General features: G+C 36.9%; 12 protein-coding genes. 9 read left to right on the forward strand and 3 right to left on the reverse strand.

Going from position 1 to position 15,215, the window contains the following annotated elements:
• From ppk1 to V7S76_RS02750, 8 genes are all read left to right on the forward strand, one after another.
• A complete protein-coding gene (gene ppk1 / locus V7S76_RS02715) occupies positions 1-2,289 on the forward strand; it encodes a polyphosphate kinase 1 (protein ID WP_459508472.1) in 2,289 nt (762 codons plus the stop codon).
• A 16-nt stretch (positions 2,290-2,305) separates the two neighbouring features.
• Positions 2,306-3,544, forward strand: coding sequence for a NupC/NupG family nucleoside CNT transporter (locus tag V7S76_RS02720; RefSeq protein WP_459508473.1), 1,239 nt, complete (start codon positions 2,306-2,308; stop codon positions 3,542-3,544).
• Between the two features lies 1 nt (position 3,545).
• Entirely contained in the window at positions 3,546-5,519 is a 1,974-nt protein-coding gene (gene dnaG, locus V7S76_RS02725; RefSeq protein WP_459508474.1) for a DNA primase, read from the forward strand.
• Positions 5,520-5,538: 19 nt separating this feature from the next.
• Positions 5,539-6,057 carry a hypothetical protein gene (locus V7S76_RS02730; RefSeq protein ID WP_459508475.1) on the forward strand — a complete coding sequence of 173 codons (519 nt, stop codon included), beginning with the start codon at positions 5,539-5,541 and terminating at the stop codon, positions 6,055-6,057.
• Positions 6,058-6,132: 75 nt separating this feature from the next.
• Positions 6,133-7,233 (forward strand): hypothetical protein, encoded by a 1,101-nt coding sequence (locus V7S76_RS02735; RefSeq protein WP_459508476.1) that lies wholly within the window; start codon positions 6,133-6,135, stop codon positions 7,231-7,233.
• 2 nt (positions 7,234-7,235) lie between these two features.
• Positions 7,236-8,123: a hypothetical protein gene (locus tag V7S76_RS02740; protein WP_459508477.1), complete on the forward strand. Its 888-nt coding sequence runs from the start codon at positions 7,236-7,238 to the stop codon at positions 8,121-8,123.
• A gap of 4 nt (positions 8,124-8,127) precedes the next feature.
• Entirely contained in the window at positions 8,128-9,642 is a 1,515-nt protein-coding gene (locus V7S76_RS02745; RefSeq protein WP_459508478.1) for a vanadium-dependent haloperoxidase, read from the forward strand.
• A 98-nt stretch (positions 9,643-9,740) separates the two neighbouring features.
• Positions 9,741-10,160, forward strand: a complete 420-nt coding sequence (locus V7S76_RS02750; protein WP_459508479.1) for a hypothetical protein — start codon at positions 9,741-9,743, stop codon at positions 10,158-10,160.
• Between the two features lie 196 nt (positions 10,161-10,356).
• Here V7S76_RS02750 and V7S76_RS02755 read toward each other — a convergent pair whose 3' ends face one another.
• The 3 genes from V7S76_RS02755 to V7S76_RS02765 are packed head-to-tail and all read right to left on the reverse strand — an operon-like array spanning position 10,357 to position 13,720.
• Positions 10,357-11,409 carry a sugar phosphate isomerase/epimerase family protein gene (locus tag V7S76_RS02755; protein WP_459508480.1) on the reverse strand — a complete coding sequence of 351 codons (1,053 nt, stop codon included), beginning with the start codon at positions 11,407-11,409 and terminating at the stop codon, positions 10,357-10,359.
• 11 nt (positions 11,410-11,420) lie between these two features.
• Positions 11,421-12,566 carry a Gfo/Idh/MocA family protein gene (locus V7S76_RS02760; RefSeq protein ID WP_459508481.1) on the reverse strand — a complete coding sequence of 382 codons (1,146 nt, stop codon included), beginning with the start codon at positions 12,564-12,566 and terminating at the stop codon, positions 11,421-11,423.
• A 14-nt stretch (positions 12,567-12,580) separates the two neighbouring features.
• Positions 12,581-13,720, reverse strand: a complete 1,140-nt coding sequence (locus V7S76_RS02765; RefSeq protein ID WP_459508607.1) for a Gfo/Idh/MocA family protein — start codon at positions 13,718-13,720, stop codon at positions 12,581-12,583.
• 272 nt (positions 13,721-13,992) lie between these two features.
• Between V7S76_RS02765 and V7S76_RS02770 the strand changes: the two genes are divergently transcribed.
• Positions 13,993-15,195 carry an MFS transporter gene (locus V7S76_RS02770; RefSeq protein ID WP_459508482.1) on the forward strand — a complete coding sequence of 401 codons (1,203 nt, stop codon included), beginning with the start codon at positions 13,993-13,995 and terminating at the stop codon, positions 15,193-15,195.
• The last annotated feature ends 20 nt before the right edge of the window (positions 15,196-15,215 follow it).

Raw genomic sequence — 15,215 nt, forward strand, 5'->3', positions numbered from 1 at the left:
ATGAGTCTTACTACTGGAGATCATGATAAGGTAAGTTCAAAAGATTCCCAAAAAGGGAATCTTTTGTCGTTCTTACAACCCAAAAATTGGAAAATCAATTTAACGGTATCTCAGCCCAAGCATAAAAAATCCGATAAGACTTTGTTGAAATCGCAAGAGATTATCGCTAAGTCAAAATTCATTTCACGTGATTTATCTTGGTTAAAATTTGATGAAAGAGTACTGGATCAAGCCAGAGATTCATCCAAAAATTTGTTCGATCGATTAAAATTTTTGGCCATTACGGCATCTAATTTAGATGAGTTTTTTACAATTCGTGTTGGCTCTCTTTATAATTACATTGATTTTGGTAAAGAAAGAACGGATTATTCCGGCTTAACCTTAATGCCGTTTAAACATACTTTAATTTCTGAGGCTCAAGTATTTAGTGTTGAAAAGCATCGGATTTTTAGAGAAGAAATTTTACCCTTATTTCCTGATAATGGTCTGACATTGGCTGCTAATTTGGACGGCCTCAATTCAGAGGAGATGATGGAGGTTGAAACTTATTTTCATCGAACTATTTATCCGATGTTAACTCCAATGGTTTTTGACCATACGCATACATTTCCGAGTTTATTAGCGAAAACCTTGATTTTTGGAGTAGTGACGGTGGGGTATTCGGAAAAAAAACATGGGAAAGGTAAGATTGATAAAGACCATAAGATTTCTTTTGTTCAAATTCCCTTGAATTTGGCGAGATTTTATGTGATTGAACGAGAAGATCAAGTATTATTTATTCCCATTGAGGAAATTATTCGTCACCATCTTCAGGTTTTGTATCGGAACGTCGATATAGAATCTTCAACACTTTTTAGAATTACGCGTAATGGCGATTTTGATGTGGTAGAACATGAAGATGCTGAAACAGATTTCGTGGATGAAATCAAGAAAAAAATCAAAGATCGCCGATTGGGTCGTGTTACTCGGGTAGAAGTGGAAGAACACCATTCCGAATATTTATTGGATGAAATGCTGAAGCGTTGGTCCTTGGAAAAATCGGATATTTTTGTAAAAACTTCCATTCTTGATTTTACAGCATTTTGGCAAATATTAAAGCATCCTGAGTTTAAAGCTCAATTACCTAGTCAACATGCCGTGGTTCCGCCTTTGGGCTTAAAGTCGGTGAAAATTGATGATATTTTTGATACGATTCGTCGTGGGGATATTTTATTACACCATCCTTATAATAATTTTGAGCTAGTGATCCAGTTATTGGAGCAAGCAGCGGATGATCCCAATGTTTTGGCTATCAAAATTACTCTTTATCGAATTTCTAAGCATTCTCGAATATCCAATGCCTTGTTACGTGCTGCCGAACAAGGTAAACACGTTTCTGTTTTGTTTGAGGTAAAGGCTCGTTTTGATGAAGAAAATAATATTAGAGAAGCTACCAAATTACAAAAGGCAGGTTGTTTTGTGATTTACGGAATCCCAGGTTTAAAAACGCATACCAAATTATTACAAGTTATTCGAAATGAAGGAACACATGTGATGAGTTATGCCCATTTATCTTCAGGAAATTACAATGAAGATACAGCCAAATTGTACACTGATATTGGTTTATTAACCACCGATTCAAGAATTACGCAAGACATTTCAGAGTTCTTTAATGTAATTACGGGTCATTCCATGCCGACGCATTACGAACATTTAATTACTGCGCCAAGAGATATGCGAAATCGGTTGGTGGAAATGATTGAACAGGAAGTGGCGAATTTCAAAAATGGAATTCCGGCAGGTATTTGTTGGAAAATCAACTCCCTACAGGATAAGAAAGTCATCGAGGCACTTTATGCTGCATCCAATGAAGGATTACCTATATTGTTAATCATTCGTGGAGTTTGTTGTTTAAAACCACAACGGAAAGGCCTTTCTGAGAATATTTTCATTAAATCCATTGTGGGTAATTATTTGGAGCACACACGTTTGTATTACTTCCATAATGCGGGTGAACCCAAAGTGTATGGCGGTTCAGCAGATGTAATGGTTCGGAGTTTTGATCGAAGAATAGAATCATTGTTCGAATTAGTGAACACTCGATCTAAAAATTTAGCCATTACCATTTTGGATTGGAATTTACGTGATTCTGTCAATTCTTATGAAATGCAAGAAGATGGAACCTACTGGAAAATTCAAAGTGATACCCCATTCAATATTCACGAAGAATTTTATCATTTAGCTGAGAATGATTTAGTTAATGAAATTAATTTCAATCAATACACACATAATTTAGAAACCAAAAATTAACCAATACCAATATATTATGGAAAGATTTACTGGCCTTTTAGGAATAGTGCTTATTCTGGGCGTTTCGTTTTTAATGTCGAATAACCGAAAGGCGATTAATTATAGAACCGTTGGAGTAGGCTTACTATTGCAAGTTATTTTAGCCGTTTTTATTTTAAAAACAGAAGTTGGACAAGCTACTTTTCGTTGGTTGGGTGATTCCATTAATACCTTGTTGGGACAAGCAGATAAAGGCGCCGTTTTTGTATTTGGTTCTTTGGTGGATCGTAGTTTAATGACAAAGGCTTTTGGAGCAGGAAATGATTATATTTTCTTTTTTAAAGTGGTTCCTACCATCATTTTTGTGGCGGTTTTGGTCAATATGTTCTATCATTTAGGTGTTTTACAAAGAGTTGTTTCCGTTTTAGGCAAAGGTGTACATTGGTTAATGGGTGTTAGTGGAGCGGAGGCATTGTCCAATGTGGCATCTACTTTTGTTGGTCAAGTGGAGGCTCAAATTATGATCAAGCCTTATTTGAAAAACATGACGAACTCCGAATTAATGGCATCCATGACGGGTAGTTTTGCATGTATTGCAGGTGGAGTGATGGCTGTATATATTTCGTTGGGAGTACCTGCTGCATATTTATTAGCTGCAAGTTTGATGGCAGCTCCAGGTGCACTGGTAATTTCCAAAATTATGTTCCCTGAAACTGTTAAGTCGGAATCACATGGAGAAGTTAAGTTAGAAATTCAAAAATCGCATGCCAATTTAGTTGATGCAATTGCAGCAGGTGCAAGCGAAGGTTTAAAGGTAGGATTGAACGTGATTGCTATGCTGATTGGTTTTATTGCTTTGATTGCTTTGGTCGATTTAGGTTTAGGTCAAATAGGAAATTTGGTTGGACTGCCTACCTTATCTATGAACTTGATTTTAGGAAAAGTATTTTCTGTTTTTGCATTTGCAATGGGAGTTCCTGCGGTTGATGTGGAAGTAGCAGGAGCATTAATGGGTAAAAAAATGGTCGTTAATGAGTTTGTCGCCTATTTAGATATGGTTAAAATCAAGCATACATTAGATCCTAAAACAGTTGCCATCACCAGCTTCGCGTTATGTGGATTTGCTAATTTTAGTTCAGTGGCGATTCAAATTGGTGGTATTGGTGAATTAGCACCTTCTAGAAGAAGTGACTTGGCGAAATTGGGTTTTAAAGCATTGATTGCAGGAACTTTGGCCAGTTATTTATCAGCAACCTTAGCAGGTTTATTATTGTAATATGAGAATTAATCCCGAAACCGTTGATCGAATTAAGCAAACGGCTGCCGTGGCGGATGTCATTGGGGATTATGTTACTGTAAAGAAAAAAGGAGCTAATTATTGGGCGTGTTGTCCTTTTCATGGAGAAAAAACACCCTCTTTTTCTATTTCACCGAGTAAAGGAATTTATAAATGTTTTGGATGTGGTAAGGCCGGTGATTCTGTTCGTTTTATTATGGACATGGAAGGATTGGGATATGGAGAAGCCTTAAGACATTTAGCCAAAAAATACGGCATAGAAATTCAAGAAGAGGAGATGACAGACGATCAGATGATTCGTCAAAATGAACGTGAAAGTTTATTCATCATCTTAGAATATGCCAAAGAATTTTTTAAAAATCAATTACTCAACTCTGATGAAGGTAAATCCATTGCTTTGCCTTATTTCAAAGAGCGTGGTTTTTCAGATGCAACGATACAAACCTTTGATTTAGGCTATAGTCCTGAATCTTGGGATTTATTTGTTAAAACTGCTTTGAAGCAGGGCTATAGTCAAGAAATTATTGAAAAAGCGGGATTAGTTACCCAAAAAAACGAGGAAGGTAAGGTTTATGACCGTTTTCGAAATCGAGTAATTTTTCCTATTCACAATGTTTCGGGTAAAGTGATTGCCTTTGGAGCTCGCATTTTGAAAAGTGATGCGAGTAAATCATCGCAAGCTAAATACCTGAACTCGCCTGAAACCGAGGTTTACCATAAATCTTCCATTCTTTATGGAATCGCTCAAGCCAAAAACGAAATCCGAAATTTAGATGTATGCTATTTGGTGGAAGGATATACGGATGTAATTTCACTGCACCAAGCTGGTATAAAAAATGTGGTAGCGTCCTCTGGTACTTCCCTGACGCCAGATCAAATAAAATTGATTGCTCGTTTCACGAAACATGTGACAGTTCTTTATGATGGAGATGCAGCTGGAATTAAAGCGGCTCTTCGAGGGATGGATTTGATATTAGAAGAAGGTCTGCAAGTTAATTTAGTTGTCTTTCCGGAAGGAAATGATCCCGACAGTTTTGTTCGTAAAATTGGTAGTGAAGCCTTTTTGGAATACATCAAAAAAGAAGCAAAAGATGTGATTTCTTTCCAAGCCAATTTATTTATGAAAGAGGCGGGGGATGATCCATTCAAAAAATCGGAGTTAATCAAAGAAATGGTTCAAAGTATTTCTAAGATACCGGATGCCATACAACGAAGTCTGTTTATTCAAAAAACGGCCTCTTTGATGCGATTGGAGGAAGATGTGTTGATTTCCGAATTAAATAAAATTCATCTAAAGGGAATTAAACAACGTCCTAATGGTCAAAATACGGAGGGGAATAAACAATTAAGTGCACAAGAATACCAAGAATTACAAGGTCTCTTTGAACCGACTGATCACGAGAGTCCAGCTCAAGTACAAAATTTAGCTTTCTATCAAGAATCAGAATGCATTCGATTAATCATGAATTTTGGGCATTTGGAAATCAATGCCGAGGCAGCACCAGGACTAACCCTGACGCATTATATGATTGATGAATTGGAGTCGACTGAATTCCAAATCCCCATTTATAAGCAAATTTTGGATATATGTAAAATCGAATTACAACAAAGAAATCAAGTTAGTCCCGATTTCTTTTTGCACCATCCGGAAGAAGATATTCAAAAGATTGCCATTGATTTTTCTTCTGAAAAACATAATTTATCTGACGAATGGAAAGATAAGCACGATATTCGAGTAAGTAGAGAGGAGGATATGTTAGAGGATTTAGCCTATAAAAATGTCTTGCGCTTGCGGAAAGTTTATAATGATCAAAAATTGCAAGAGGTACTAAATGCTCTCGAAGTTGCCGATACATCTTCTGATCATATCAATGAATTACTAGCTGATTTTATTCGTTTAAAAGAAATACAAAAAAATATTTCACAAGAATTAGGTACAGTTATTGAAAAATAGCCTAATTTTGGGAGATTTTATGAAAAAAGCCCTATCTCTTTTATTGATGTGTGTACTGCTTTATCAAGCAGGTGGCTTTGCTTTGAAATATATTTTTGATAATGATTTAATCGTTTCTGAAAGCGAAAATACAGAAACGCTTGTGGTTAAAATTCCTATTTCGTTGCCATATCAAACTAACTGGGAGGCTCCAAAAGATGTAAAAGGTGAATTACGTGATGGTGACGACTTCTATCAAATGAAGGAGCAAATCATGGAAAATGATACATTATATACCACTTTGGTAGCTGATAGAAGTGCTCGTGAAAACTTTTTTGATTTAGCTAACCAAGTAAATGAACATTTGTCTGATCAGCCGGAAAAAAGTCCAACCAAAACGAAATTAATCAATACCCTAGTAAAAGAATATTGTGCTCAGACATCTGGCTGGGTATTTTATATATTGGAATGGCCAGCTCAATTTTCTTCACCCATTCATCCCATTTTATCTACTCAAGACATTACGTCTGATTTTTTCTCGCCACCGCGGCAAGCTTAATTTTTATTGATTCTCTTTAAAGCCTAGGACAAATACGTCTCAGGAAATCGTGTATTATTTTAAAAATTAAGCAAAATGAAAAATATTTTATTATCACTCCTTTGTGTAGGAGTGTTTACTTCCATTTCTTTCGGTCAAGGTTGTGTAGCAGTTCGTCATATGAGTTGCTCAGTTGGTACAGGTACCAATACAAATGCTATGATGCATCCGGGTGCTTGGCAGGTGGCATTGGGTTTTCGTAGTTTACATTCTTATAAACATTTTGTAGGTGCTGATTATCAACCCCAAAGGGAAGCGGCTAATAATAATGTCATCAATGATACGCAGTCTTTGGATTTAGGAATTACCTATTCTTTTACTGATCGTTTTTCATTGGCGGCCAATTTGCCGATCAACTTCAATTTAAGATCTTCTATGTATGAGCATTATGGAAATGCTGCATCAGGAAACCCGGATCAAAAAAGATTCTCCACGATGGCGAATGGTATTGGCGATTTACGTTTGACGGCTTCTTATTGGATATTAGATCCGTTAAAGCATGCTAAAGGAAATTTTAGCCTAGGTTTTGGCGTTAAATTGCCGACTGGTAATAGTAATGTGATGGATGTTGTACACAGAAGAAAATCAGACGGAACAGATTACACGGTTGAAAAAGCGGTAGATCAATCCATTCAATTAGGTGATGGGGGTGTAGGGATTAATCTTGAAATCCAAGGATACCAACAATTGTTTACTCGTACTTCCGTGTATTACAACGCATTTTATTTGTCTAATCCTCGTAACACCAATACAACACTTCAAAATGCTCCAGACAAACCCGTAACTGATTTAATGGTTAAATATCATTCGGTTGCTGATCAATATGCAGGTAGGGTTGGATTAAATTATGTTGTTTCTGCAAAAGCAGGAATTGGAGCAACTTTGGGAGCTAGAATTGAAGGTATTCCAGCTTATGATTTAATCGGAGAAAGCGATGGATTCCGTCGCCCAGGTTATATTTTCTCAATTGAGCCAGGAGTTAGTTATACACGTCATAATACCATGCTCTTTGTTTCATTGCCTTTGGCCACACAAAGAAACCGAATCAAAAGTGCAAGTGATTGGGCCAATAATAAGCACGGAGATGCTGCTTTTGCTGATTATTTATTATCTGCAACGATTTCTCAACGTTTCTAACTATGAAAAAACAAGGTATTCATCTTTTGTTTTTTTATTTCATAATGGTGGGCAAATTGATGGCACAAATGCCTCATGATGCTATTTATATGAATAAAAAATTAGTTTGCGGTGCACTGATTTATGGTAATAATTCTTGGACGAATTATTGGGAAAATGGCTTAAAGCGTGATAATCCTAATATTGGACGTTTGACAACTCAGTCGATGACCGCCATGTTTGCTGTAGGAATTAAGCGTGATTTGAATGTAATTGCGATGATTCCTTATTTGAAGACGGATGCCAGCCAGGGTAATTTGTTAGGCCAACAAGGCTTTCAAGATGCCTCTGTGTTTGTTAAAGCTAAAACAAAGGCCTATCATGGCCTTGTTGCACATGGAGTTTTAGGTTTCAGTATTCCGGTGTCAAATTATGTCCCTGATTTTATGCCAATGTCCATTGGTTTAGGTGCTAAAACATTAATTGCTAGAGGTATTATTTCTTACAATCTATCGAAGAATGTTTATGTAAATAGTTTAATTACGTATCAAGCTAGGTCAATGGTTAAGGCGGATCGTGATGCTTATTTAGCTGGCGGAAAGTTGTATAATACTAATCAAGTGCCTGTACCAGATGCGTTTGATGCGGCTTTAAGAATTGGTTATCTCAAAAAGGATAACCAATTGGAATTATTTGCCGAACATTTTTCTTGCACCAAAGGAGATGATATTCGCCGTAATGACATGCCTTTTTTGACAAATGACATGACAATGACATCGGTGGGTATATATGGTAAATACCAGCCAAAAGCTTTGGGAGTTAATGCACGTATCGCATACGTTATTGATGGTCAGAATATCGGTCAAAGTGCCACTTATTCTTTAGGTATTTTATACCAATTTAAATTGTAATCAAATGAAATATATAATATCCATATGGGTCGCAATATTGTTTATATCGTGCGACAAAAGTGTCAATGAAGTAGGTTTTGTTCCTTATAATCCTACTAGCATTGATGAAACAGCGGGGGGGTGGAAAACCTTTGTGTTGAATGATCCTTCTGAAATTAGTATTAGTGTTCCCGTATTAATTTCGGATCCATTATACAAAAAAGAAATCGATTCACTTAAAACCATTGTTGTTACAGATGCTCAGAAGGAAGCTGTTCAATATTGGGGAGCAGGAGTTGTATTACGTTGGAATGAAATTGGAAGGGAATTGGCTGCGAAATACAATATTCCTCCAGCAGCTAATTCATCAGGAGTTTATCCTGTTCCAAATGCTGCCGATCCTTTGGCGGATCCCAAATTCCCCTTTGCGAATCCTCCCTATACTGCTAGAGCTTTAGCGTATCTAAGTGTGGTACAATATGATGCATTGGTTGCCGCATGGAAATATAAATTTCAATACAAAAGGTCAGCGCCTTATGTATCAGATGCATCCATAAAACCATTATTACCAACCTCTACATTACCAAGTTATCCTTCTGAATATGCAGTAGTTTCTCAAGCAAGTTATACTGTTTTATTGGCGATGTTCCCTGGAGAAGGGCCATTTCTGAAACAAAAATTGGAGGAAGCGAAAAATGTGCCCATTTGGGCAAAAATAAATGTCGGTTCTGATGTAATTGCAGGTTTATCACTTGGCACCTCTGTTGCCGCCAAGGTAATGGCTAGAGCAAAAACGGATGGAATGAGTGCTGCCAATAATCAAACCATTGTTCCGGATTTAATTAGTCATGCTAAATCCATTGGCTTTGTTAATCCTTGGATGAGTCAAGAAATACCTGCAAGACCTCCTATGTTACCTAACTATGGAGCAGTTAAAACATGGAACTTTGATCGACCGATTCTGGAATCCATTCGTCCTGAAAAACCTTATTTAGAAGGTTCTACTGAATTTAAAAAGGATTTGGAAGAATTACAAAATATCCTATCTAATCAAACGCGTACACAAGCTTCCATTGCTAATTATTGGGCGGATGGACCTGGTTCGTATACCCCTCCAGGGCATTGGCATAGGTATGCTTGTCAAGCAGGTTTTGATTCTAAATATTCAGAAATTCGTATGGCTCGAATGTTGGCATATGTAGGAACCGCCTTAATGGATGCAGGAATTGCTTGTTGGGATACAAAGTATTTTTATTACAGTCCACGGCCTCAACAATTTGGACTGAAAACTTCTGTTGGTTTACCGAATTTTCCGAGTTATACTTCAGGCCATTCTACTTTTTCTTTTGCTGCCTCGACTGTTTTAAGTGCTTTTTTTCCTGATAAAACAAGTGCTTTTAATGCCTATGCACAAGAGGCATCTGAATCCAGAGTGTACGGGATGATTCATTTTCGAATAGACTGTTCAATGGGTTCTAAACATGGAAAAACCATTGGTGATTTTGCTGTTAAAAGGGCAAAATCTGATGGAGCTAATTAAATTATCTGATTAAAGTCATTCCTTAATATTTTTTTAATTATCAATTTTACACTGTCCATTTTAATTTTAAAATGGGCGGTGTTTAAAATCATATCCTCATGGAATTAGTTAGCAAACAATTTCTTGGCAAGTTGACGATTGCATCTTGGATGAATCGAGTATTGATTGCCTTGGTGTATATTTGGTTTGGTTTGTTGAAGGTTTATAGCGTTTCTCCAGCGGAAGAGTTGGTGACTAAATTATTTAATCTCACACTTCAACCATTTATGTCTATTCAGACATTTTTACTCCTATTGGGTTTTGGAGAATGCATGATTGGAATTCTGTGGTTGTTTCCACGTTTGACCAAATTTGTTTTTTGGATCATGCTCGGACACATGGTTACAACCTTTCTTCCTATATTTTTTCTGCCAAATGAAACTTGGCAGTCGTTTATGACTTTAACCCTTACGGGACAATACATTGTTAAAAATGTAGTTTTGTTATCAGCGGCTTGGTTTGTGTATGTATTTAGGTAGGTAATAGGTAAAAGGTAAAAGGTAATAGGTATAAGGTAATAGGTATAAGGAGAATGGCATCTTTGAGTTAAATACGGGATTTGTTTTTAACACAAAAGACACAAAGATTATTCAACATGCCTACCTTGTCAAAAAATACCAAAGTTGGAATTTAATCTATTACCTATTACCTATTACCTATTACCTTTTACCTTAATTATAGTCCTAAAATCTTTTTATTGAACTCCTCATCTGCTCCTGTACCCGCGAAATCATCGAATACTTTTTCAGTTGCCTTGATGATATGGGAAGCAATAAATGGTGCGCCTTCTGTCGCTCCTTGAACAGGATCTTTGATACAACACTCCCATTCTAAAACAGCCCATCCTTCATAACCGTATTGAGTTAATTTAGAGAAAATGCTCTTGAAATCAACTTGTCCGTCACCCAAGGAACGGAAACGTCCTGCGCGATTTATCCAAGATTGAAAGCCACCATAAACACCTTGTTTACCAGTTGGATTGAATTCTGCATCCTTCACATGGAACATTTTGATGCGTTCGTGATAAAAGTCGATGTATTGTTTGTAGTCTAAGGCTTGTAAAACAAAATGCGATGGATCATACAGTAAATTGGCACGTTTATGACCCTTTACCTCATCCAAAAACATTTCAAAAGTAATTCCATCGTGCAAATCTTCACCTGGGTGAATTTCATAACAAAGGTCAACTCCGCATTCATCAAACGTATTTAAAATAGGCATCCAACGTCTTCCTAATTCTGCAAAACCTTGCTCCACTAATCCAGCAGGTCTTTGTGGCCAAGGGTAAACGGTGTGCCACATCAACGATCCTGAAAAGGTAGCATGTGCATTTAAACCTAAATTTTGTGAAGCTTTAGCGGCATATTTTAATTGCTGAACTGCCCATTCGGTTCTTGCTTTTGGATTTCCTTTCACTGCATCAGGTGCAAATGCATCAAATCCTAAGTCATAGGCTGGATTTACAGCCACCAATTGACCTTGCAAGTGCGTAGAAAGTTCGGTTATTTGCAAGCCTTTTGAAGCTAACATACCTTTGATTTCATCGCAATAGGTCTTTGATTCTGCTGCTTTTTGCAAATCAATGCAACGAGCATCCCATGAAGGAATTTGTACCCCTTTGTAACCTAGAGAGGCTACCCAAGTGGAAATGTTTTCTAAATTATTAAATGGAGCTTCATCGCCCATGAACTGCGCTAAAAAGATAGCAGGTCCTTTAATTGTTTGCATAGTTGAATCGATTAAATTTTAACCCAAGCTTGTTTACGAGTACTTTCTAATATTTTTTCACAAATTAATAATTCTCTATATCCATCTGCAAACGTTGGAAAACTAGGTGTTTCAGGTTGCTTGCCTTGTTCAATAGCTGCATAAACTTCTTTGAACAATTGCTTCGATGTATCGGAGAATCCTTCATTGTGTCCACCAGGGAAAGTCATTAAATCTCTTGCCTCAGGATATGCTAAGGATGGATCTCTCATTAAAACTTGATTAGCTTTATCTCTATTTCCTATCCAAAGTTCATTTGGCGCCTCTGAATTGAAGGCAAATGTTTGGTTAGATCCCGAAATTTCTAATTTCAATTGGTTTTTACGACCAGCCGATACTTGTGAAACCGTCACAGAACCTCTGTTACCATTGTCAAAACGCAATAATACATTGGCATGATCTTCGGTATTGATAGGTACATCCGCATAATCTTCGGGTTGTAACATTTTACCAGAATAGGTTTCTACCGGCTTTAATGGTTTTTTACGTATAGGGTGTACCGTGTTAAAATCAGCCATTACCTCAACTGTTTTTAAACCTGTTATGTATTCAATGATATCCAAAAGGTGAGAACCAATATCAGCGATCGCTCTTGAGTCACCTGATTTGTCTGGCTCTAAACGCCAGTTGTAATCCGTGTTGTAAAATAACCAATCCTGCAAATAACTACCAATGACAGAGAAAATTTGACCTAAGTCACCTTTTTCACGCATTGTTTTCATCTGGCGAACCAATGGATAGTAACGTAAATTGAAGTGAACGGCATTAACTAATCCGGATTTAGCAGCTAGTTCAACTAACTCTTCTGCTTCATGTAAATCCTTCGCCAAAGGCTTTTCACATACAACATGTTTGCCGGCTAATAAGGCAGCTTTTGATTGCGAAAAGTGCAAGAAATTGGGAGTACAAATATGCACACTTTGAATATCATCTTGTTTCAATAAATCCTCAAAAGTGTACCAACGACCTATGCCCAATTGCTTCGCTTTTGCTTCCGCTAATTCGATGGTTACTTCACAAAGTGCAGCAACTTCCACATTGGGTAGTCTTCTTAAGGCCTCAATGTGTGCAGGTCCTATGAAACCTGTACCTACAATTCCAACTTTAATTTTCGTCATGATTATAATTAATATTAAATTTCAAATTTTGTCCATTTATTTTGATTGTCTCTCGACGAACGAACGACATTCTCAATAAATGCCATTCCATTGATTCCCTCCTCAATACCTGGAAAATCATACATAGGGTTTTGAGGTTTACCTTCCCATCTTGCTCTAACGGCTAATGCGAAATTTCGGTAAATATTCGCAAAAGTTTCCACATATCCTTCTGGATGTCCTGCGGGTTGGCGAGTATGTGCGTTAGTTTGAGGAGATAAGTTGCCTACACCTGTTCGTATATTTCTACTTCCGCCATCTCTAGATTTAATGACCATGGTATTTGGATCCATTTGATGCCAAACTAATCCAGCCTTTGAACCATAAATGCGGAAATTAAAATCGTTTTCTTCGCCATTGCAAATTTGACTGCAATGCAAGACACCTCGCGCACCATTGTTGTAATGGATTAATATATTGCCATCATCGTCCAATTGTCGGCCTTCCACGAAAATCGTTAAGTCGGCACATAATTCATCAATATGCAATCCTGTAATGTATTCAATGATGTTTTCAGCATGAGTACCAATGTCGCCAATGGCTCCAGCGGCTCCACATCTTTCTGGATCTGTTCTCCAAGCTGCTTGTTTCTGACCTGTTGCTTCTACTAAATCAATTAACCAACCTTGTGGATATTCTACAATAATTTTGCGAATTTCCCCTAATTCACCTGTATCAACCAAATGTTTAGCTTCCTTGATTAATGGATAAGCCGTGTAATTGTGTGTTAAGGCAAAAATTAATCCAGATTTCTCGATGATTTTTTTTAATTCTTTGGCTTCCGCTAAATTTAACGTAGCAGGTTTATCACATACGACATGAAAACCATTTTCCAATGCGAATTTTGCTGCCGGGAAGTGAATATGGTTCGGAGTAACGATGGAAACAAAATCCATTCGTTCACCATCTGGCAATTCTTTTTCCTTCAGAATCATCTCTTCATAAGTAGCATAAACTCGGTTAGCGTCCAAATAAAGAGCTTCACCTGTTGCTTTGGATTTTTCTGGGCTAGAACTAAATGCCCCACAAACTAATTCGATTTCCCCGTCTAATTGAGCTCCCCTACGATGAACAGCTCCGATAAATGCTTCTAAACTTCCGCCAATCATTCCCATTTTTAATTTGCGACTTTGGCGACTTTTGGAAAGGGTAGAGGTACCACCTTGAATCATAATTTTTAAGATTTAGTATTTACACAAAAATAGGGCATAATTTGATTAAAATGGGCAATGTTTCGCGTGGATTTTTTAAATTTTTTAAAAATATTTTGATTTTTTTGTGAATTATTAAAAATCTTTTCGTTTTTTTGACTTGATTTTTTTTATAAAATATTTAAATTTTTCAAGATTGAGTATTTTTCTAAACCTTTATATTAAATTAAATTCTTATGAACCAAACAGTTAATGCCAACCGTCTTTTTTTAGCGAGTTGTTTTGCGCTCATCACGACTGCTTTTTCTTTTAGTATACGAGCAGGTATTTTGCCACAATTAGGAAGTGAATTAAGTTTGGACAACGTCCAATTAGGTCACATTAACCAAATGTGGTTTTTAGGTTTTCCAATCTCAATGATTTTGGGTGGAGTATTCTACACTTCAGTAGGTCCAAAATTGATCATGCAAATTGCTTTAGTTGCACATGCTTTAGGTATTTTGTTAACTATTTATGCAGTGGATTACAACACCTTATTGATTTCAACTTTGTTGATCGGTTTAGGTAATGGTTGTACTGAAGCAGCATGTAATCCAATGATTGCAGATGCTTACACGGGTAACGAAATGAACAGCAAGTTAAATCGTTTTCACATGTGGTTCCCGGGTGGTATCGTTGTTGGATCTTTGATTTCTAAATTCATGACTGATGCAGCAATGTCATGGCAAGCTCAAATTTGGGTGATTCTTATTCCTACTGCTATTTATGCGTACTTATTCTTCGGTCAAACTTTCCCTAAACCGAAATCTTCGGAAAATTCTACGCTTGGAAATTTCAAAGCAATGTTGAATCCTTTATACTTGTTTATGTTAGCTTGTATGGCTTTAACAGCAATTTCAGAATTTGGTCCTCAACAATGGGTAGCTCCAATTTTGTCGAAAGCAGGTGCTAGCCCGATGTTAATTTTAGCATTGGTAACAGGTTTAATGGCTGTTGGTCGTTATTTTGCTGGACCGCTTATCGCTAAAATCAATACAGTGGGTGTTCTTTTAGGATCTGCTATTTTCGCTTTAACTGGTTTATATTTAATGAGTACTATGTCAGGCTCTACCTTGTATTTTGCAGCCTTTATTTATGCATTAGGTATTTGTTATTTCTGGCCAAATATGTTAGGTTTTGTAGCAGAATCTATGCCTGAAACAGGTGCATTAGGTTTGTCAATCATGGGTGGAGTTGGAATGTTCTCTTCTTCTATGTTCCAACCAATCATTGGTGGATGGATTGATGAAAATAAAGCGGTAAAAGTGGCTGAAGGTTTAGTAGGTGATGCTGCGGATTTAGCTGCTGGTCAGGCTACTTTAAGTAACATGATGATTTTCCCAGCTATCTTAATTGTTGTTTTTGCTGTACTTTATTTCACTAGAAAAAAAGTAGCTTAATTTACAATTTCCATAAATTG

The organism is Aquirufa sp. ROCK2-A2 (assembly GCF_054558485.1).